This is a genomic window from Desulfolutivibrio sp., from assembly GCF_036584575.1.
Classification (GTDB): domain Bacteria; phylum Desulfobacterota; class Desulfovibrionia; order Desulfovibrionales; family Desulfovibrionaceae; genus Desulfolutivibrio.
In genome coordinates this window covers 1-20,373 of the sequence record NZ_JAZHDB010000106.1, presented here as the reverse complement: position 1 = coordinate 20,373, position 20,373 = coordinate 1, and the positions used below count along the sequence as shown (strand labels likewise).

Annotated in this window: 20 protein-coding genes; 13 read left to right on the top strand and 7 right to left on the bottom strand. The window is 65.2% G+C overall.

Annotated features, from left to right (window positions below):
- Positions 1-1,692: heavy metal translocating P-type ATPase (locus V3572_RS08335; protein ID WP_332110525.1), on the bottom strand; the 1,692-nt coding region annotated here is incomplete at its 3' end.
- Positions 1,693-1,933: 241 nt separating this feature from the next.
- On the opposite strand from V3572_RS08335, the gene V3572_RS08330 reads away from it, so the two are divergent.
- Both V3572_RS08330 and budA read left to right on the top strand, forming a co-directional pair.
- Complete coding sequence (locus V3572_RS08330) at positions 1,934-2,701, top strand: ABC transporter ATP-binding protein (RefSeq protein WP_332110524.1); 768 nt, start codon at positions 1,934-1,936, stop codon at positions 2,699-2,701.
- Positions 2,698-3,507 (top strand): acetolactate decarboxylase, encoded by an 810-nt coding sequence (gene budA, locus V3572_RS08325; protein ID WP_332110523.1) that lies wholly within the window; start codon positions 2,698-2,700, stop codon positions 3,505-3,507. Before V3572_RS08330 ends, budA begins: the two co-directional genes overlap by 4 nt.
- 119 nt (positions 3,508-3,626) lie before the next feature.
- Here budA and V3572_RS08320 read toward each other — a convergent pair whose 3' ends face one another.
- Positions 3,627-4,076 carry a hypothetical protein gene (locus V3572_RS08320; protein WP_332110522.1) on the bottom strand — a complete coding sequence of 150 codons (450 nt, stop codon included), beginning with the start codon at positions 4,074-4,076 and terminating at the stop codon, positions 3,627-3,629.
- A 354-nt stretch (positions 4,077-4,430) separates the two neighbouring features.
- On the opposite strand from V3572_RS08320, the gene V3572_RS08315 reads away from it, so the two are divergent.
- The 4 genes from V3572_RS08315 to V3572_RS08300 are packed head-to-tail and all read left to right on the top strand — an operon-like array spanning position 4,431 to position 7,231.
- Positions 4,431-5,429, top strand: a complete 999-nt coding sequence (locus V3572_RS08315; protein ID WP_332110521.1) for a polysaccharide deacetylase family protein — start codon at positions 4,431-4,433, stop codon at positions 5,427-5,429.
- Positions 5,426-6,598: a glycosyltransferase gene (locus V3572_RS08310; RefSeq protein WP_332110520.1), complete on the top strand. Its 1,173-nt coding sequence runs from the start codon at positions 5,426-5,428 to the stop codon at positions 6,596-6,598. The genes V3572_RS08315 and V3572_RS08310 overlap by 4 nt, the downstream gene beginning before the upstream one ends.
- A 53-nt stretch (positions 6,599-6,651) precedes the next feature.
- Complete coding sequence (locus V3572_RS08305; protein WP_332110519.1) at positions 6,652-6,996, top strand: Fic family protein; 345 nt, start codon at positions 6,652-6,654, stop codon at positions 6,994-6,996.
- A 16-nt stretch (positions 6,997-7,012) separates the two neighbouring features.
- A complete protein-coding gene (locus V3572_RS08300) occupies positions 7,013-7,231 on the top strand; it encodes a helix-turn-helix domain-containing protein (RefSeq protein WP_332110518.1) in 219 nt (72 codons plus the stop codon).
- On the opposite strand, the gene V3572_RS08295 is transcribed toward V3572_RS08300, so the two are convergent.
- The 4 genes from V3572_RS08295 to V3572_RS08280 all read right to left on the bottom strand — a co-directional run bounded on the left by V3572_RS08295 (position 7,213) and on the right by V3572_RS08280 (position 10,574).
- Positions 7,213-7,353, bottom strand: a complete 141-nt coding sequence (locus V3572_RS08295; protein ID WP_332110517.1) for a hypothetical protein — start codon at positions 7,351-7,353, stop codon at positions 7,213-7,215. The genes V3572_RS08300 and V3572_RS08295 overlap by 19 nt on opposite strands.
- A 45-nt stretch (positions 7,354-7,398) precedes the next feature.
- Positions 7,399-8,448: a Fic family protein gene (locus V3572_RS08290; RefSeq protein WP_332110516.1), complete on the bottom strand. Its 1,050-nt coding sequence runs from the start codon at positions 8,446-8,448 to the stop codon at positions 7,399-7,401.
- A gap of 195 nt (positions 8,449-8,643) precedes the next feature.
- On the bottom strand, positions 8,644-9,354 hold the full coding sequence (locus V3572_RS08285) for a GNAT family N-acetyltransferase (RefSeq protein ID WP_332110515.1): 711 nt from the start codon (positions 9,352-9,354) through the stop codon (positions 8,644-8,646).
- Between the two features lie 230 nt (positions 9,355-9,584).
- Entirely contained in the window at positions 9,585-10,574 is a 990-nt protein-coding gene (locus tag V3572_RS08280) for a DUF2333 family protein (RefSeq protein WP_332110513.1), read from the bottom strand.
- 196 nt (positions 10,575-10,770) lie between these two features.
- On the opposite strand from V3572_RS08280, the gene V3572_RS08275 reads away from it, so the two are divergent.
- The 6 genes from V3572_RS08275 to V3572_RS08250 all read left to right on the top strand — a co-directional run bounded on the left by V3572_RS08275 (position 10,771) and on the right by V3572_RS08250 (position 16,828).
- Positions 10,771-12,318 (top strand): sigma-54 dependent transcriptional regulator, encoded by a 1,548-nt coding sequence (locus tag V3572_RS08275; RefSeq protein WP_332110511.1) that lies wholly within the window; start codon positions 10,771-10,773, stop codon positions 12,316-12,318.
- A 68-nt stretch (positions 12,319-12,386) separates the two neighbouring features.
- A complete protein-coding gene (locus tag V3572_RS08270) occupies positions 12,387-13,661 on the top strand; it encodes a glycosyltransferase family protein (protein ID WP_332110509.1) in 1,275 nt (424 codons plus the stop codon).
- A 54-nt stretch (positions 13,662-13,715) separates the two neighbouring features.
- Entirely contained in the window at positions 13,716-13,970 is a 255-nt protein-coding gene (locus tag V3572_RS08265; RefSeq protein ID WP_332110507.1) for a type II toxin-antitoxin system HicA family toxin, read from the top strand.
- The gene (locus V3572_RS08260; RefSeq protein WP_332110506.1) at positions 13,967-14,308 is read left to right on the top strand and encodes a type II toxin-antitoxin system HicB family antitoxin; all 342 of its coding nucleotides are present in this window, start codon (positions 13,967-13,969) and stop codon (positions 14,306-14,308) included. Before V3572_RS08265 ends, V3572_RS08260 begins: the two co-directional genes overlap by 4 nt.
- A 67-nt stretch (positions 14,309-14,375) precedes the next feature.
- On the top strand, positions 14,376-15,668 hold the full coding sequence (locus tag V3572_RS08255; RefSeq protein ID WP_332110505.1) for a glycosyltransferase: 1,293 nt from the start codon (positions 14,376-14,378) through the stop codon (positions 15,666-15,668).
- Positions 15,665-16,828, top strand: a complete 1,164-nt coding sequence (locus tag V3572_RS08250) for a glycosyltransferase family 4 protein (protein ID WP_332110504.1) — start codon at positions 15,665-15,667, stop codon at positions 16,826-16,828. The genes V3572_RS08255 and V3572_RS08250 overlap by 4 nt, the downstream gene beginning before the upstream one ends.
- Here V3572_RS08250 and V3572_RS08245 read toward each other — a convergent pair.
- Positions 16,752-17,621, bottom strand: coding sequence for a WcbI family polysaccharide biosynthesis putative acetyltransferase (locus V3572_RS08245; protein ID WP_332110503.1), 870 nt, complete (start codon positions 17,619-17,621; stop codon positions 16,752-16,754). The two genes, V3572_RS08250 and V3572_RS08245, sit on opposite strands and share 77 nt — an antisense overlap.
- Positions 17,622-17,875: 254 nt before the next feature.
- Between V3572_RS08245 and V3572_RS08240 the strand changes: the two genes are divergently transcribed.
- The coding region (locus tag V3572_RS08240; RefSeq protein ID WP_332110502.1) for a CBS domain-containing protein at positions 17,876-20,373 on the top strand (2,498 nt) is incomplete at its 3' end.

Sequence of the window (20,373 nt, the reverse complement as noted above, 5' to 3'; positions counted from 1 at the left end):
CACGGCCACGGCCAGGGGATGCTCGGACAGGCTCTCGGCCGCCGCCGCCAGGGCCAGGGCCGTGTCGGCGCCCAGTCCGCCGGTCCCGGGCGCAACCAGGATGTCCTCCAGAGACGGTCGGCCATGGGTCAGGGTGCCGGTCTTGTCGAAGACCATGGCCGTAAGCCCCCCTGCCCCCTGGAGGGCCGCGCCGCTCTTGACCAGGATGCCCAGCCTTGCCCCCCGGCCCGTGCCGACCATGATGGAAGTGGGGGTGGCCAGTCCCATGGCGCAGGGGCAGGCGATGACCAGCACGGCGGTGAAGATGCGCAGCGCAAAGGTGTAGGTCGCCCCGCCTAAAAAGTACCAGGCAAGGGCCGCGACCACGGCGCAGGCCATGACCGTGGGCACGAAATAAAAGCTCACCCGGTCGGCCAGATCGGCGATGGGGGCCTTGGAGCCCTGCGCCTCGCGCACCAGGGCCACGATGCGCGACAGCGTGGTGTCCGCGCCCACGCGTACGGTCCGCACGGTGAGCGCGCCCGTGGTGTTGAGCGTGCCGCCGGTGACCGTGTCCCCGGGGCGCTTGGTGACCGGCAGGGGCTCGCCCGTGAGCATGGATTCATCCACCCCGGACTGGCCCTCGACCACCTCGGCGTCCGTGGGCACCCGGTCGCCGGGGCGCACCAAAAGGACATCCCCGGCCACCACCTCTTCCAGGGGGATGGGCAGGTGCTCGCCGTCCTTGACCAGGGTGGCCATGTCCGGGGCCAGCCGCATGAGCGCCGCGATGGCGTCGGAGGTTTTGTACTTGGCCCCGGCCTCCAGGTATTTGCCCAAGGAAATCATGGCGATCAAAACGCCTGCGGATTCGAAATAGAGGTCCATGGCCCGGGCCGCCGGGTCCACGCCCATAAGAATCTCGATCAGGTTCCACAGGCTGTGCAAAAAGGCCGCCCCCGTGCCCACGGCCACCAGGGAGTCCATGTTCGGCGCGCCGCGCAAAAGGCTTGGGATGCCGACGGTGTAGAAACGGCGTCCGGCCCACATGATGGGGACCACCAGGACGAACTGGGCCAGGGCGAACCCGGCCGGGGAGTGGTGCGGGTCGAGAAACGGCGGCAGGGGCAGCCCCAGCATGTGCCCCATGGACACGTAGAGCAAAAGGCCGGCCAGGACCATGGCCGGAACAAGCTCCCGGCGCAGGGCGCGCAGGGATTTTTCGGCCTCGGTGCGCCGGGTCTGGAAAAAATCCGTGGTGGTCAGGGATTCGGAGGAAAAGCCCAGGTCGCGGATGGTGCGGCGGATGTCCCGGGGGGTGACGGCGGCGGGGTCGAAGACGAATTTTCCGGTCTCGGCGGCCAGGTTCACCGTCGCCTGGGCCACGCCGGGCATGGCCCCCACCACCCGTTCGATGCGCGACGAGCAGGCCGCGCAGTGCATGCCGGTGACGGCCAGCTCCAGGCTGGCCTGGCTGGGGGGCGGGGTGGCCGTGAATCCCAGGTCCGACACGCGGCTGACCACGGAACCCAGGTCCACCTTGTCCGGATCGAAGGCCAGTTGCATGGACTCGTCGGCCAGGTTGACCGAAACCGAGGCCACGCCCTCCATGCCGGAGACGATTTTTTCGATGCGTGCGGCGCAGGCCGCGCAGTGCATGCCCGAAACGGGCATGGAAACACGTTTGCCGTCAGGGGGTGCTGCTTTTTTCATGTGACATATGTACGCCTTGAAACAAAAAGGGCAAGACCCCGCCCCCCCAGGCCGGATGCGGGGCGCTCCGGAGGTGCGTCGAAACCCGGCCCGCCTGCGACCGCCGGGCCTTGTCTTGCCAAGGGGGAAAAAAATGTTCACAGTGCCCGGTGCGCCCCCTGGTCCGCCAAGGGACCGCGCCCCCGGGATCTTCCATGGCCCGGGAGGCTCCCCATTACCCCGCCGGGACGAAACGCAGGACATGAACCACGCACTTATCGAGATCAAAGATCTTCGCAAATCCTTTCAAGGCCAGGAAGTGCTGCGCGGAGTCAATCTGGCCGTGCCCGAGGGCGGCATCACGCTGATCATCGGCAAAAGCGGCGGGGGCAAGAGCGTGCTCTTAAAGCATATCGTGGGCCTTTTGCGACCCGATTCCGGAGAGATCCTGTTCCAGGGACGGTCCCTGACCGGGATGCGCCGCTCCGAACGGGGGGCCCTGGCCCGCAGCATGAGCTTTATGTTTCAGAACATGGCCCTTTTCGATTCCCTGACGGTGTTTGAAAACATCGCCCTGCCGCTTCGCGAAAAGACGAAGCAGGGGGAAAAGGAAATCGTCGCCCGGGTCATGGACAAGATCGAACGCCTGGAGCTTGGGGTCGTGGCCGGAAAATACCCCTCGCAAATCTCCGGCGGCATGCAAAAGCGCGTGGCCCTGGCCCGGGCCCTGGTCAACGAGCCCCGGGTCATCCTCTTCGACGAGCCGACCACCGGCCTCGATCCCATCCGCAAAAACGGCGTGCTGTCGCTTATCGCCCAATCCCGCCAGACCTTCGGGTTTACGGCGCTCATGGTCAGCCACGACATCCCCGACGTCTTCCGCATTGCGGCCAAGGTGGCCCTGCTGGATGGCGGGCGCATCGTCTTTGAAGGAACCCCCGAGGAGATCCAGGCCACGGACATGCCTGTGGTGACCCGGTTTCTGGCCGGGCAGGAAGAGACGGAAACCGATCTGGAGGGAGCGGCATGAACATCCGCGCCATGAAGTCCCTGCGTCTTTTGGCCCTTTTCATGTGTCTGGCGGCCCTGGCCTCGGGGTGTGCGGCCAGGTCCGGCAAAAACGTCCTTTTCCAGGCCGCCACCATCGATTCTCTGGCCGCCGGGGGCCTGGACGGCGGTGTGGACATCCGCGAACTCTCCCGGCGCGGCGACACGGGCCTGGGCACCGTGGACGGCCTGGACGGCGAGATGGTGGCGGCGAACGGCGTGTTCTACCGGGTGGCCTCCGACGGCTCGGTAAACGTCATCGATCCGGCCACCCGGTCGCCCTTCGCCATGGTGGTCTTTTTCTCCGCCGACCGCACCGTGCCCGTCCCCGGCGGCGCGTCCCTGGCCGAGGCCACGGAGGCCCTGGACGCCTCCCTGCCCACGAAAAATCTCTATTACGCCGTGCGCCTGACCGGAACCTTCGCCAGCCTCAAGGTCCGCAGCGTGCCGGGCCAGAGCCGTCCCTATCCGCCCCTGGCCAAGGCCCTGGCCGAGCAGAGCGTGTTCGAGCTGGAAAACGTGACCGGGACCATGGTGGGCTTTCGCTGCCCGAAAAACGTGGGAGGCCTCAACGTGCCCGGCTGGCATCTGCATTTCATCTCCGACCCTGACGCCTCGGGCCGTCGCGTGGGCGGCCATGTGCTGGCGGGCCGGGCCGGGACGGTCACGGCCGAGGTGGCGGACCTGCGGCAGGTGGAGATGGTGTTTCCGAAGCTGGGGGATTTCGACGCCACTCCCCAGGCCGGGGAGGCGCAGCCGATCAAGGGCGAGGCCGTGGGACACGACTAAACCGCGTCGGGGAAATGCCGGTATCTTTTTAGGAAGAAACAAAGAGCCCGAGCTGCAATCCTCTCCCGTCGTCGGTGCGAATTTTGAGGATATGCGGCCAGCCGCCGGTGGGGCCTGCCTTAGAGGTTGCCGGTGTTGCGCTCGAAGACCCGAAGTTCGTTGACGATGAGGTTGCCCACGGTCTTGATGTTCTGATTCTCCTGGCTCATGGTCAGATCCCCGACGCGCTTGATCTCGGAACGGATGACCTCCAGCACGAATTCCTTGATGTCCTGGATGCGTTTTTCCACATAGGCGACATCCGACGGCTCCCTCATGTTCTCCAGGATATCGGTCAGTTGCATGACCAGATAGGCCCTCTCGGCATAGAAGCTCGACGAGGCGGCCAACAGCCCCAGGGTGTTTTTTTCCGCCGGGTCGTCGGCGCTTAAAAAAAGGTCCGAGGCCATGGCGGCGTATTCCGTGAAATGTTCGTGGGAGGAGCGGAAATGTTTGGCCGAGGCCTGGACCGGAAGGGCCTGGGACAACGCCAGACAGGCCATGACGAAAAGGGCCAGCGGTTTTTTCATGAGTCATCCTCCGGATGGCGGCGAAACCTTCGGCGGCATGTCACGCCGCCGAAACGGGATGCCGGTTCCTACCAGTTTTTTTCCGCCCCGGCAAAGCGCGCCTGCCTCCCTGGCGCCAGACGTGTCCCTCCTTGGAACCGTCACGAGAAACCGTTACGATCACATGGCGAGATGTTCGTCATCCCGGCAGGGCAAGGGCCGCTGTGGCCCGAAGCGTAGCGGCCGGATGTTTTTATAAAGTCACTGGTTTTGAGGAGAAAGGCCCGAAGCGGCCATTGACTTTTGGCGCAGTTGCCCTACATCCGCGCCATGGCGGCGGCCATGCCGCTAAACGCTGCAACGTCGGGGAGGCCTATGCACCGGTTCCTTTTCGTCTGCTGTCTTGTGGCGGCGCTGCTCACGGCCGAAGCCGGGGCAGGCGCCGCCCGGGCGGGAATGCTCACCCTGACCTTTGACGACGGGCTGGCCAGCGTCTACGCCCACGCCTTTCCCATCCTCAAAAAATACGGCATCGCGGCCACCACGGGCATCATCGCCGCACGCCTGAAAAACGCCGACGACGATTTCATGAACGTGGCCCAACTGCGGGAGCTGACGCAGGGCGGCTGGGAGGTGGCCTCCCACGGCCTGACCCACAAGCGGCCCGTGGACATCCCCGAAGGCTACGCCCAGGAGCCGCTCGCCAACTGTCGCAACGTCAAGGGCAGCGAAACGGTGTTCGAGGCCAAGTATGCCTATGAGGAGATGGCCGGGCTGACCGAGGACGGGAGGCATCTCAAGGAGCTCGACAACGAACGCGAGGTGAAAAACACCCCGGGCAGCTATTATTACGACGAACTGATCGGCGAGGTGGTGTTTCGGCCCCTGGACCCCGACGATGTGGAGGACGGCAGCATCCGGGCCGTGTCCTATCAGCGGGAGATGGAGGAGTCGCGCGAGGTTCTGGCGGAGATGGGATTTCCCGTGCGCACCTACATCACCCCGCACAACTACTGGACCACCCACATGCGCGACCTCAGCCGTTCCCTGTACGACCAGGTCGTTGCCGGCGGCGATGCCGGAAATTTTCCCGGCCGCACGGATCGCTGGTGGATCAAGCGCCATGTGGTGCATACGGCCGATTCGGCCCAGACCATCATTGATTTGGCGAAAAAGGTGGTCATCGACCAGGACGGCTGGCTGGTGCTCTGCCTGCACGGGGTGGGCGACGATGTGGGCTGGGAGCCCTGGTCTGCCGCCAACCTGGAGGCCTTTGCGGCCTGGATCGCGAAAAACGGGGTGGTCACGGTGACGATTGCCGAAGGGACGCGGCGATATTTCCAGGACAAAGGTCTTCCCAGGGGCAACGGATGAGCCGCCGTTCTTTGCGCATCGTTGTGGCCGGGTTTTTCGTGGGCTTTCCCCTGGGCGGGCAGGCCTGGATGATCCTGCATTACCTGTTGGGACTTTCCCGGCTGGGGCATGAGGTGCTTTTTGTGGAGGACGCCTCGGACTGGGCCTATCCCTTCGACCCGGCCGTGGGGCATGGCGTGGACGACTCCGGCCACGGCCGGGCGGTCCTGACGGACATGCTGGCCCGGTACGGCCTGGCCGGGCGCTTTTTCTACCGCAGCGACATCGAGGGCCGCACCTTCGGGGTCGCCCCCGACGAGATGCGGCGTTTTTGCGCCACGGCCGACCTTTTTCTCAACGTCTCCGGGGTGGTTCCCTTGCGCGAGGAATACCTCACCCCCCGGGTGCGGGTCTTTATCGACACCGACCCGGTCTTTACCCAGGTCAAGGTGGAGCGCGACCAGGGGATGAGCGACTACGTCCTGGCCCACGAGCATTTTTTCACCTACGGCCTGAACCTGCCCGCAGGCGGCGTGCCGGGCGTGCCCTTGTCGGGCCTGGACTGGAAGCCCCTGGCCCCGCCCGTGGTGCTCGACCTGTGGGAAGGCGGGGTCTCGCCCGGCCGGGGCTACACCACCATCGGCACCTGGGACGCCAAGGACCGGGATCTGGAGATCGGCGGCCGCCGCCTCAGTTGGCGGAAAAGCCTGAAATACGAGGCCATGATCGATCTGCCCGCGCGCCTTCCCGGAGTGGAGTTGGACTTGACCATGAGCGGCATGAAGGAAGCCGCGCCGCGCTTCGCCGACGCCGGGTGGATCGTGCGCGACGCCCTGGCCGTCTCGGCCGACCCGCGGGTCTACCGCGACTACATCCTGCGGTCCAAGGCCCATTTCTCCCTGGCCAAGGACCAGAACGTGCTGCTCAAAAGCGGCTGGTTTTCGGATCGAAGCGCCAGCTATCTGGCGGCCGGAAAGCCGGTCATCGACGAGGACACGGGGTTTGGCGCGGTTTTGCCCACGGGCGAGGGCCTTTTCGCCTTCGAGGGGCCGGACGCGGCCGTAGCCGCCATCCGGGCCGTGGAGGCCGATCCCGTGCGCCACGGCCGGGCCGCCCGCAAGATCGCCGAAGCCCATTTCGATGCGGCCAAGGTCTTGTCCGGGCTGCTTGCGGCTGTAGGGCTGGGCTAATTCGTTTCTTCGATCCTCGCTGGCCTTTTTCCACATTTTCCCCGCCGCCGCTTTTGGCCTGGCTGGCGGTCGGCGACGCCCTTGCCGCCTCCGCCCCCCAAGTCACCCCCCAAGTCACCCCCCAAGTCGGACAACTGTTGCGGGTCATGCAAGGCGACATGCCGCGTGAGGCGGTGCAGCATCTCCTGCGTTTGCAGGATCGCAAGTCCTTTCGGGAACGCTCTCTCGGACCGGCCCTGGCGGACGGACTTGTGGAGATGACCATTGCGGACAGGCCCGCAAGCCGTCGGCAACGGTGTCGGCTGACGGAGAAGGGGCGTCGGTGGCGGAAAGGATGTGTCGAGGAAGAAGAGGGCGGGGGAGAGCCATGCATAGGTGAGGATTTTGAAACGCGCTGACGGCGAAGAAAAAGCCATGTCTAGCCTGGAGGAGGTCTTTCCGGACATGGGGGCGGGCGACGCGTTGCGCGGGGCGCGGGTCAAGGAGAACATGACCCAGGCCGTCCTGGCGGCGGCCATCGGCGTGCGCCGGGAGCTTGTCTCGCAGATGGAGCACGGCCGCCGGGTCATCGGCAAGGAGATGGCGCGGCGGCTGGCGAAGGCGCTTGGCGTGGATTATCGGGTGTTTTTGTAGGCGGCCAGCTCCCGGCGCTCCAGGCGAAGCGCCAGATTCGCCGTCCCCCCTTCCCCGAAATCCCCTTCGCCATAGGGCGCGAGAAATTCCGGCAGCATGTAGGCGGATATCTCTCCCGGCATGGGGGAAAAGCCGCATGCTCCGCCGCCGCAAAGCGAAGCACCTTGTCAGGGCAGGGTGTACCACGACCCCTTGCCAGCCCCATGCCGCACTAACAATCCCTGCCCCACGAGCCTGCGGAAATGCTCCTTGAGCGTATTGCGGCTGGCCCCGGTCATGGCGATCATCTCCCTCATGGTGACCCGGCCGTGCATCCGGGCCTGTTCGACGATCCGCACGGCAAGTTCGGGCAGGGCGGCAAGCACGATCCTCTCCCGTTCCACCTTGGCCGCCAGACGGCGCGTCTGCTGCTCCAGGGCGCGCAGAAAAAAGACGAGCCAGGGCTGCCAGTCCGGCGTATCCGTGCGGATCGTGCTCTGGGTCCGGCGCAGGGCGAGGTAATACGCCTCCTTGCTGTTCTCGATGACGCTTTCCAGCGAACTGTACGGGACATAGGCATAGCCGTTTTGCAGCAAAAGCAGCGTGGTCAGGATGCGGCTTAAGCGCCCGTTGCCGTCCTGGAAGGGGTGGATTTCCAGGAACACCACGATAAAGACGGCGATGCGCAGCAACGGGTGCAGATTGCCGCGTTCGGCCTCGGCCGTGAACCAGGCCGCAAGCTCGGCCATGCGCCGAGGCGTGTCGAACGGCGAGGCGGTTTCGAAAACGATGCCGATCTGCCGCCCGGATGCGTCGAAGGCGGCCACGCTGTTGGACGTTGTCTTGTATTCCCCGCGATGCCGGGCGTCCTTGTCGCTGTGGCGCAACAGGTCGCGGTGCAACTGTCTGATGTGGTTTTCCGTCAAAGGGATGTCCGCCCAGGATTCGAAGATCGTCTCCATGGTCTGGGCGTACCCGGCCACCTCCTGTTCGTCGCGGGAGGCGAAGGGGGTGACGGTGAGGCGCGACAGGAGCTTTTCGACGTCGCTGTCGGAGAGTTTCGCCCCTTCGATGCGGGTGGACGATCCCACGCTTTCGATGGTGGCGATGCGACGCAGGGCATGTAGCCGGTCGGGGGCCAACGTGCCGAGGGCGCGCCATGCCCCCTTGAATTCGTCGCACGCCGCGATGAGCGTCAAAAGCTCCGGGGTGATGCGGATGGTGTCGGTTCGTAGCACGGGTGCGCCTCCTCACCCAAAAATACACCCATATTCACCCATAAGTCCAGGGCCGCCACGGGCGGAATCGCCACGGCGGCGGTCATCAGGACATGGAACCGTGATGGGAATGGCGGCGGCCATCGGCGTGCGCCGGGAGCTTGTCTCGCAGAGGGGGCACGGCCGCCGGGTCATCGGCAAGGCGCTTGGCGTGGATTATCGGGTGTTTTCGGAGGCGGCCTTCACCGGACGTGTGATCCGAAGCGACAGATTCACCGTCCCCCCCTCCCCGAAATCCCCTTCGCCGTAGGGCGCAAGATACTGCGGCAGCATGTAGTCGGAGATGTCCCCCGGCATGGGGGAAAAGCCGCACTTCGCATAGGCGCGGATCGCCCGGGCGTTCTCCCTGGACGGCCGAATCAGCGCAGTATGGATGCCGAGTTCCCGGCCAAGCCTGTCCAAAAGCGTCCGGATGGCCGCCGTGCCGTAGCCCTTGCTGCACAGGGACTCGTCCGCCAGCCACAGGTCGATCTCGGCCACGCCCGGCTTGAGGTGGAAGCAGGTGTAGGAGATGCAGCCCACATCGCGGCCGACCGGGCCGCGTCGGCCTGGCGGGGCCGCCGTGACGGGAGGGTCCTCCGTGACGGGAGGGTCCTCCGTGATGGGCGTGACTGTAGGCTGGCCGGACGGCCGTGCGCCGTCTTGGGCGTCGTCCGGCGGGGCGTCCGTGGCCACGATGACGAAGTAGCGCCCCTTGTCCTGGGACGAGCCGTCGAAGAAAAAATCCTGCTCGTCGCCGGAAAACGTTTCGAAGTCCGGCAGGCCGTCGTGGGCGGGCGTGCCGTCGAAGCGGCGCAGCCAGTCGTAGAAGCGCCGCCGGTCGGCCTGCACGGCGGGACGCAGCGTCACCATCCCGTCTTTTTGCATCACGATTTCCTTGCCCGGCCTCATCTCCACGAAGGACGCCACTGGCCGCCCCGCCTTTCGCGTCCCGGACCTTGCGCGGCCCTTCGGCAAAACGCGCAGGTCATCTCCCATACCCCCTCCCCACGAAAAACATGCCCCATGTTTTTCGTTCCCGGCGCTCCCGCCGCCCCGCCAAAAGTTTTGGAAAGGGGTTCGGGGGAAACTTTTTTCAAAAAGTTTCCCCCGGGGTCTTATCTGTTCACCGACTGGGTGACATCATTGAGCCGGGTCAGCACGGTCACGTAATAGCGGGCCATCTTGCCCCGATGGTCGGCCAGCATGGAGTCGTGGGCGCCTTCGACGACGAACGGCGGGTCGAAGGAGCAGATCTTGTCCATGGCCCGGAAGGCCTCTTTGAGGTTTTCCTCGCCGCCTTTCTGGCCGATGGACGGATAGCATTTGACCAGGGCGTAGAGGAAGTCGCGCACCACGAGCATGGCCCCCTGGGCGTAGTAGACGCGGTCGTCCTCCTCGGAGAAGGAAACCTCGTCGCCGGACTGGATGAGCAGCCCCATGGGTTGGTCCAGGAATTCCCGCCCGGTGATGTAGGTCAACAGGTCGTAGATGTCGTCGGTGCGCAGGTTGAAGACGGCGGTTCCGGCGGCCAGTTCCTTTTCGTACTGGCGCACCAGGTCGATGCCGGCCCGGTATTCGCTTTCCGTGGAGGAATGAAAAAATCCCCAGATGTCTTCGGCGTAGACGAGGCGTTTTTCCCGGGCGGCCTTCAATCCCTCATGTTCCGCGCCCATGGCCCCGTGCTTGCTGCACCGGGTGGAGAAAAAGCGGATGAGCATGCGGGTGGAGAAGATGACGCCTTTTTGGCGCGAGGCCCGGTTATCCAGGAACCGGGTGGGGAAGAAGTCGTTGGCGGACCAGCCGAAGGTGGAGCCCAGTTCGCGTTCCAGTTGATGCACGATGGCCTCGGCCAGCACGGCGCCCTTTTCCTGGGGCGTGGAATTTTCGCCCACGTTTTGGGTCAAGGCCTTGACGGATTCGTCCACCTCGGCAAAACGTGTGGGGTCCACGGCGTCGTAGATGCCGTTTAAGAGTCCCATGGCGTAGAAGGCCACGGGCCAGAACAGGATGAATCCGGCGGCGATGATCAGGTATCTGGCCGGAATGCGGCGGGCGAAGATGGATTTTGGGGTGGAGTCGGACGAATTCGGGTCGGGGCTTTGCATGGGGGCATCCTTTTTTCGGGGCGTGGCCGCTGGCGCCGGGCCGCGCATGTGTGCGGGGGGAGAGTAGTCCGATCCGCGAAAGGCGGTCAAGAGATGCGCCAGGGCGGCATGCGTGGCGGTTTTTTTCCGGGCGGTGTGGGTGAAAAGGGCCCAATGTGGATTGAAAAGCGTTTGACTTGGGGCTAAAAGGGCCTTCATGCCGGAAAAGACAATACTTTTTGTCGCCCAGGCGCAGGCGGTGACGGCGCTCTTCCAGAGCCTCAAAGAGGCCAGGGTGACTGGCGCAATCGCCGACTCCCTGTCCGGAGCGTTGGCTTTCCTCAAGAAAACCAAGCCTATCCTCATTTTTTCCCAGGCCAAGATCGGCATCTATTCGGCGGATTCGCTTTTGGCCAAGGCCCGGGAGGCCGGGAATTTCCCGCCCACGGTGGTCTTCACCGACCGGGGCTCGGCGGCCGAGGCCCAGCGGTATCTGGAACTCGGGGCCAAGGATTACTGGCTCGAACCCCTGTCCTGGGAGAAGATCCAGGCGGTCATGCCCCGCGATGGCGAACCGGGCATGGGGCTGCGGGCAGGGGAGCCCGTGTCGCGATCCGAGGCCGCCCCGGCCGACAAGCGCGCTCATGCCGGGGTGACGGGCCAAAGCGACGCCCCGTGCGGGCGTTTCGCCATCATCGGCGATCATCCGGCCATCCGCCGCGTCCTGTCCCTGGCCAGACAGGTGGCCAAATCCCGGGCCACGGTGCTTATTTCCGGCGAATCCGGCACGGGCAAGGAGATGTTCGCCCGCTTCCTGCACGCCCAGAGCGACCGGGCGGCGGGGCCGTTTGTGGCCATCAACTGCGCGGCGCTTCCCGAGCACCTGCTGGAGAGCGAACTTTTCGGCCATGAGAAGGGGGCGTTTACCGGGGCCATCGCCCGCAAGATGGGCAAGTTCGAGCTGGCCCAGGGCGGCACCATCCTGTTGGACGAGATTTCCGAGATGGATCTGGGGCTCCAGGCCAAGCTTTTGCGCGTGCTCCAGGAGGGCGAGTTCGACCGGGTGGGCGGCACGGAGACCGTGCGGGCCGATGTGCGCGTCCTGGCCACCACCAACCGCCGTCTGGAGGAATACGTCGAGGAGGGGAAGTTCCGGCAGGATTTGTACTACCGCTTAAACGTCATCCCCCTGAAGCTGCCGCCCCTGCGGGAGCGCGGCCAGGACATCCCGGGCCTTGCCGCCTATTTCACGGAAAAATACTGCCGGGCCTACGGCCTGGACAAGATCCGGTTCACGGCCGAGGCCATGGACTGGCTGACCGCCTACGACTGGCCGGGCAACGTGCGCGAGTTGCAAAACCTCATGGAGCGGGCCGTGCTTTTGGCCGGCGGCGGGGCCATCAAAAAGGCCCATTTCCTGCTCGACGCCGACAACTGGCCGGACATGGAGTCCGATGGCGGCGATGCGCAGGAGATCCTGGCCCCGGAAGCGCCCATACCGACGGACGCGGCGGCCACGCCCGCGCCTGCCGCCGCCCCGGACGCCGAAGGCGGGCTGGTTCCGCCGGGGGGCTTCTCGGCCCTGGCCGGGGCGCCGACCGGGGACATCGAGACCCTGGACGTCATGGAGCGGCGCATGATCATGAAAAGCCTGGACAAGACCGAGGGCAACCGCACCCAGGCGGCGCAGCTTTTGGGCATCTCCGTGCGCACGCTCCGCAACAAGCTCAACGAATACCGCAAACTGGGCATGGACATTCCCTAGCCGCCGGTCTTTTTCGTCCGACCCGCCAGCTTTTTTCCAAAACGCCAACCACAAGGCTTTATTGCCGTATGGCCCAGCCCACGACCTTCAATATCCTGATGTATTCCCACGACACCTACGGTCTGGGGCACATCCGCCGCACCCTGGCCATCGCCTCGCACATGCGCCAAAAGGGGGTGAACATCCTCATCCTCACCGGCTCCCCCCTGGCCGGGCGCTTTTCCTCGCCCGAGGGCGTGGATTTCGTGCGCATCCCGGGCATGATCAAAAAAACCAACGAAGAATATCTGCCCCTGTCCATCAAGATCAACGCCCGCCACGCCCTCAACATCCGGCGCAACATCATCGTGGCCACGGCCAAGGCCTTCCAGCCGCACCTTTTCATCGTGGACAAGGCCCCCATGGGCCTCAAACGCGAGGTCATCCCCACGCTCAAGTGGCTCAAGCGCCGCCTGCCCAAGACCCGCACCATCCTGGGCCTGCGGGACATCATGGACGACGCCGAGAGCACGCGAAAGGACTGGCGGGACAAAGGCGTCTACGAGGTTTTGGAGAAGTATTATTCGGAAATCTGGGTCTACGGCGACCGGGATCTCTACGATCCCATCGTGGAATACGACATCCCCGAGAGCATAAGCCAAAAGATGGTGTTCACGGGCTATATCCCGCGCCTGGTGCCCTTGCGCCATTCCATGGCTGCGGTGCGGCGCGAGGAGCGCATCTCCGGCGAGGAAAAGCTGGTGCTGGTGACCACGGGCGGCGGCGGCGACGGCTATCCGCTCATGGAGGCCTACCTGGACATGCTCGAAGACATGGGGGAGCCGCCGTTTCGCAGCGTGCTGGTGTCGGGGCCGTTCATGCCCCGGCCCGAGCGGGAGGCCATCGCCCGGCGTGCGGCGGGCCTTCGGGTGCGGTTTTACCATTTCTACCGGCGCATGGAGGTGCTTTTGGGGCTGGCCGACGCGGTGGTGACCATGGGCGGCTACAACACCACCTGCGAGATTTTGAGCCAGATCAAGCCGTCGCTGGTGATTCCCCGGGAGGTGCCGCGCATGGAGCAGCGCATCCGGGCGGAGATGCTCAGCCGTCGCAAGCTGATTGAGTTTTTGCCCTGGGAGGATCTGTCGCCGGATTCCCTGCGGGACAAGATCGGGGCGCTTCTGGACGATCCGGAGCCCTATTGCCGGGCCATGGGGGCGTTCAAGTTCTGCGGGTTGGATGTGATCTCGGCCCGGGTGGCGGAGTTTCGCGCCGCCCAGGAGGGCGAGGGGGGCGAGGCCCCGGTGCGGCCGGAGAAAAAGCGGGCCGGTGAGGCTGCGGCTGCGGCGACGGGCGAGGGGTAGACGCGGTATGGCGCATCTTGACATGGTACTTTTTGATAGTACTATCTGTTGGCCGTGAACGCGAAAAATCGTAAGACTCTTCTCGCGCTCTATGAGCAGCCAACTCCATGCGATATCGGTTGGACGGACGTGGAGGCGCTTTTCCTGTCGTGCGGCGCGGAGATTCGAGAAGGAAGAGGATCACGGGTCCGGGTCGCTTTGCGGGGAAAGGTTGCCGTGTTTCACCGGCCGCATCCCAGTCCGCGATGTGGCAGGGCGACTGTCCGGGACGTGCGGGAATTCTTGCGCAACGCGGGAGTGAAACCATGAACCTCATGCGCTACAAAGATTTTCTTGGTGAATTCGAATACGACGAACTGGAACGGATATTTCACGGCCGGGTGGTGAATATCCAGGACGTGGTGACGTTCGAGGGGCGGTCGATTGCCGAGCTCGAAACGGCGCTGGCCGACTCCGTTGAGGACTATCTGGAGTTTTGCCAGGAGATCGGAAAAACGCCGGACAAGCCGTATTCGGGGAAATTCAATATCCGCATTTCTCCTGCCGCCCACCGGCTGGCGGCAGCCGCCGCCAAGGTGCAGGGCAAGAGCCTGAACGCCTTCGTGGCCGAAACCATCGAGCAGGCGGCGAAAAGCGCCCTGGCGTGATCGTGGAGGCGGCACGGGCCGCCTGTCCGTTCGGACTGCGACCTATTTCTCAAGGAGATCACGTTTCATGGCCGATTCCAGGCCCGTTTTAGCCATGGTCCTAAAAGGCTATCCCCGCATTTCCGAGACCTTTATTTCAAACGAAATAAGGCTCTTGGAGGAACTTGGGCTGCGCATCCGGATCATCTCCATGCGCAAACCCCGCGAATCCTTCGCCCACGCCTCGGTGTCGCGCATACGGGCCGAGGTGGTCTATTTGCCCGAGATGCTCTCCGGGCACTGGGGCGAATTTTTACGCCGCAACCTGCGCCAGTTGCGCGCCCGCCCGGCGGCCTATCTCAAGGCCACGGCCCGCATGCTGCGCCAACTCATAAAAACCCGGCGCTCGGCCTCGCTTAAGCATCTGCTCCAGGCCGGGTATCTCCTGCAAGACCCGAAGTCCGATCCCCCGGCGGCCCATTTCCATGCCCATTTCGCCCATTCCCCGGGCTCCGTGGCCCGGTACGCGGCCATGCTCACGGGGCTGCCGTTTAGCTTCACCGGCCACGCCAAGGACGTCTACACCCAAAATCCCGCCAGCCTGGCCGAAAAACTGCGTCACGCCGCCTTCGCCGTGACCTGCACCGGACACAACCGCGACTACCTGGAGCGCCTGGCCGCCGGGCGCACCCCCGTGCATCTGGTCTACCACGGCATCGACCTGTCGCTTTTCACGCCTGGGCCGCCGCCGCCCCTCGAACCCCCTTTTCGCATCCTCGCCGTGGCCCGCCTGACGGCCAAAAAGGGCCTGCCCACGGTCATCCGGGCCTTGGCCCTTTTGGCCGAACAGGGGCTGGACTTCACCTTCGACCTCATCGGCGAGGGCGAGGATCGCCAAAAGCTCGAAGCCCTGGCGGGCTATTCGGGGCTGGCCACCAGGGTGTGTTTCCTCGGGGCCCTGCCCCACGAGCAGGTGCTGGAGTTCTACCGCGCCGCCCATGTGTTCGTCCTGGGCTGCCAGGTGCTCCAAAACGGCGACCGCGACGGCATCCCCAACGTGTTGGTGGAGGCCATGGCCATGGGCGTGCCCGTGGCCGCAACGCACGTCTCGGCCATCCCGGAATTGGTGGAGGAGGGGAAAACCGGCCTTTTGGTTCCCCCCGGCGACCCCGAGGCCCTTGCCCAGGCGGTGTATCGGCTTGTAACCGACGCCGCATTGCGGGACCGGATCATCCCGGCGGCCAGGGACACGGTGCGGGCCGACTTCGACAACACGGTCCACACCGCCCGGCTGGCGAACATCTTCCGGGCCCTGGCCGGAAGTCCCCCCGGGATGTTCGCCGACCCGGAACCGGACGCTTCGGGGTCGCTGAAGCCGTGAAAATCGCCTTCTATGCCCCCATGAAGCCCCTGTCGGACCCCACCCCGTCGGGCGACGCCACCATCGCCAAGGGGCTGGTGGAATTTCTGCGCTCCCGGGGGCATGAGGTCATGGAGGCCAGCGCCCTGCGGGCTCGGTGGATCTTCAAGAAGCCCTGGCTGTGGCCCGGGGTGCTGTGGGAGCGGCGCGAGACCGGGATGCGACTGGAGGACGCCCGGGCCGACCTGTGGCTGACCTATCACGCCTATTACAAGGCCCCGGACGTGCTCGGACCCTGGTGCGCCCGCCGGGCGAGCGTCCCCTACGCCATCTTTCAAGGCATCTATTCCACCAAGCGGGCCAAGACCCTGGGCACCCGGCTGGGGTTTCTCCTGAACCGCCAAAGCCTCTTGGCGGCGGCTCACGTCTTCACCAACCGCCTGCTCGACCAGGAAAATTTGCGCCGGATCATCCCGGAAGACCGGCTCAGCTATGTGCCCCCGGGCATCTTCCCCGGGCAGTTCGTCTTCGATCCGGCGGCCCGCAAGACGCTGCGCGCCGAACTCGCCGGGGACGGCCCGGTCATCGCCACGGCGGCCATGTTCCGGCCCGGGGTCAAGGTCGAGGGCCTGCGCTACCTCATAATGCGGCTTGGGGAGCTGGCCCGGGAGGGGCGGCGGTTCCGGCTGCTGGCGGCCGGGGACGGGGTCTGCCGGGAGGAGATCATGGAGCTGGCCCGGCGGGAGTTGCCGGGGCGGGCCTTTTTTCTGGGCCGTGTGCCGCGCGAGGAGCTGGCCGGGGTCTTCAGCGCCGCCGATCTGTTCGCCTTCCCGGGCATCCGGGAATCCCTGGGCATGGTCTACCTGGAAGCCCAGTCCGTGGGGCTGCCTGTGGTGGCCTTCGACAACGGCGGGGTGCCCGAGGTGGTGGGCCGGGACGAGACCGGGTTTCTCACGCCGCCCTTCGACGACGCGGCCTTTCGGGCCGCCCTGCGCCGCCTGCTGGACGACCTGGACCTGCGCCGGTCCATGGGCGAACGGGCCGAGGCCAGGGTGCGCCAGCGCCACGACCTGGGAGTCAATTACGCCGCAGCCGAGGCCGTGCTCACGGCCCTGGCCGACCGTCCCCTGCGGGAGCTTTTTCCCCGCCAAGGACCGCCCACAGGCGTAAAAAACCGATGAAGTCCGTTTCTTTCAGCCGTTTGCAGGCCAGATAGCACCCCACATATTCCTCGATGCCCATGTCCCGGCCGTAGACCGGAAAAAGAGGCGCCTCGGGCAGAAAGGTCAGCCCGAGCCGGGTCGCAATCCGTGGGTGGATGGGCATGGTGAATTCCCCGAAGGGATCGGGGAAGGCCTCGCGCACCGGCGCCGGAAGGGGCGGATAGCCCAGCCTTTCCAGAACCGCCTCGGCCATCGTGAGGCATAGGGACCGTCCCGGATGGTTCACCGTGTGAAACGCCAAGGCATGGCGGCACATCTCGCGCACGGTGTGGGACAGCTTGATGTCCCAGTGTTTTTCCTTCTCCGCCTCCCGGCGTCTGGAGTTCTCCATGATGGCGTCCAGATCGTAATAGCGGGCGGGGTCCGTGTGCAGATAGAGGTGCATGATCTCGCGATCCGACAACCCCCGGGAGAGCAGTTCGTCCAGAAAATAATCGGAATAGGCAAAGGTCGTGTTGGAGGACCAAAACGGCCAATAGTCCAGAAAAAAGAGGTTGGGCAGGCACAGCGACGGACATCCGGCGGGCAGTTGGGATAAAAGCGCCTCGCTGGACAGTTCCCCCCATTCCGCTCCCAGGCGTTGGTACAGGAAGAGGCCGCAGCGGCGAAGCAGGGCAGGGGGCACGGGCTGTCGCGTATAGTTGAGGGCATGGGCCACCTCGAAATTCCGGCTGAACCCGGGATGCGCGGCGAAGAGCTTCGCCAGGGGTTCGCCCTGGCAGTTGGCGTGAATCAGGCAAAGGGGCTTCATGGCCCGCCCATGGTAGCCGCACCGGGCCGTCCGGGGCAAGGGGGCGGGGGCGGCCCGGGAAAATGTGCTGGCGGGTCCAGCGACCGTCGTGGTATTCGTAAACGGTTATGGTGGCGCGCGGGCCTGTGACCCGACGTCCGGTCGAGGCGGCCCGCCTTCGGCGTTGCGAGGCGGAAAATGATCCGAAACGGCCTGTTTGCCGCACGCGGGCCACGGGGCGCGTAGCGTTGGCGCGTCAAACGGCACGGGGCGCCATGTTCCGAAAACGACTAGGTGAAATCCATTCCCGAGGCCTGGTGGCCGTCGGCCCCCGGACCACGGTGGGCGAGGTGGCCGGACTTTTGCGCGAGCGCGCCCTGTCCTGCCTGCCGGTGCTCGAGGATGGCCGTCCCGTGGGAATTGTCACCGAGCGGGGACTTTTGTGGGCCGTGGCCGCCGATCCCGGCGTGGCCCGGACAGACGTGTCCACGATCATGTCCTCCCCGGTGTTGACGGCGACCCCGGACATGTTCGCCCACGAGGCCTATTCCCTGCTGCAACAACACCGGTTGCGCCACCTGGTGGTGGTCGCCGCCGACGGCACGGCCTGCGGCGTGATCTCCCAGTCCGATCTGGTGGAGCATCTGGGCTACGAATATTTCGTCGAACTGCGCCGCCTGTCCCGGATCATGGTCCGCGACGTGGTGACTGCAGCGCCCGCCACCCCGCTGGCCGAGGCCCTGGGCCTTATGGCCGAAAAAAACATCAGTTGCCTGTTGGCCGTGGAGGATGGCCGCCCGGTGGGCATCTTCACCGAACGCGACGCGGCCTCGGTGATCCTGGCCGGCGAGGCGGCCTGCGCCCTGTCCCTGGGCGACGCCATGCGCACCCCGGTGCTCACGGTCGACGCCGACATCCCGGTCCACGAGGGCCTGTCGCTGATGCGCCGAAACGGCATCCGCCGCTTGGTCATGGTGGACGGGCAAGGGCGGCTGGTCGGACTGGTCACCCAGTCCGACGTGGTCAACGCCATGGAGTGGGAATACATTGGCGTGCTCAAAGAGATCATTCGGGAAAAGGAGGAAAGCTACCGCAACATCTTCGTCAGCGCCATGGAGGGCATCCTCTGTACGGCGATGGACGGGCGCATTCTGGAGGCCAATCCGGCCCTGGCCCGGATGCTCGGCTACGACAGCCCCGAGGAGTTGATGGGCACGGTGCGCGACATCGAACGCCAACTCTATCCCCATCCCGGCGGACGGGCCGAGATCATGGCGATCCTGTCCCGGGGGGATGGGCCGCACACCTTCGAAACCCAGTTTCGGCGTCGCGACGGCGGTCTGGTGTGGGTGTCCTGCACGGCCAAGCTCTTCCGGGATTCGGACGGTCGGCCGACCCGGGTGGAAGGCATCTGCCTGGACATCACCGGCCGCAAAAACGCCGAACTGGCCCTGGCCCGCAGCGAGGCCCGCTACCGGTCCATCGTCGAGGACCAGACCGAACTCATCTGCCGCTACCGGCCCGACGGCCGCCTGTCCTTCGTCAACGAGGCCTATGTGCGCTATTTCGGCAAGGATCGGCGCGACCTCATCGGCGAAAATTTCATTCCCCACATCCCCGACGCCGACATGATCGTGATCACCAGGGGGATCGCCTCCATCTCCATGGCCAACCCCGTGGTCGATTTCGAACACCGCATCGTCATGCCCGGCGGGATCATGCGCTGGCAGCGTTGGACCCATCGGGGCGTCTTCGACATGGCGGGCAACGTGGTGGAATACCAGGCCGTGGGCAACGACGTCACCGAACGCAAGCTGGCCGAGGAGGCCCTGGAGCACGCCCGGGACGAGTTGGAGGTCCGGGTGGCGGCGCGCACGGCCGAACTGGCCGCCGCCAACGCCTCCCTGCGCCTGGAGATCGAGGCCCGGGCCAAGGTCCAGGAGCGGCTGAAGGAAAACGCCATCTTTTTGGAGGCCATTTTGGACACCATCCAGGACGGCATCAGCGTCCTGGACGCGGACTTAAACGTCATCAAGGTCAACGCGGCCATGCGGGCCATGTACGAATCCGGATCGCCCTTGGTGGGGCGCATTTGCCATGAGGCCTTCCGGGGCCGGGCGACCCCCTGTCCGAGCTGTCCCAGCATGCGGGCCATGGCCGACGGCCGCATGCACTCCGAGGCCGTCTCCCAGGAGGGCATTGCGGGCGTCGCCCCCGGGTTTATCGAGCTTTTCGCCTATCCTTTCCGGGATGCCCTGGGCCGGATCAAGGGCGTGGTGGAATTTGTGCGCGACATCACCGAGCGCAAGCGCCTGGAGCGGGAGCTCCTGCGGGCCATGCACCAAAGCGATGCCGCCAATCAGGCCAAGAGCCGCTTTTTGGCCAACATGAGCCACGAGATCAGAACCCCGCTCAATGCCGTTTTGGGATACATCCAGCTCGTCCTGCACGAGGAGTTGTCCCCCAAGGCCAGACAACGCTTAAGCGTGGCCGAGGAGTCAGCTCAGACCCTGTTGTCGGTCATAAACGACATCCTGGATTATTCGAAGATCGAGGCCGGAAAGTTCGATGTCCGGGAAACGAGCGTGGATCTGCGGGAGATATCCGCCTCCCTGGCCCGGCAACAGGAGGTGTTGGCCAAAAACAAGGGGCTGACCCTGTCCTGCCGGGTGGCCCCGGACGTGCCGCTAAGGGTCTTTGCCGATCCCATGCGCCTCAAGCAGATCCTGCTCAACCTGGTGGGCAACGCCATTAAATATACCGAGCGCGGCGG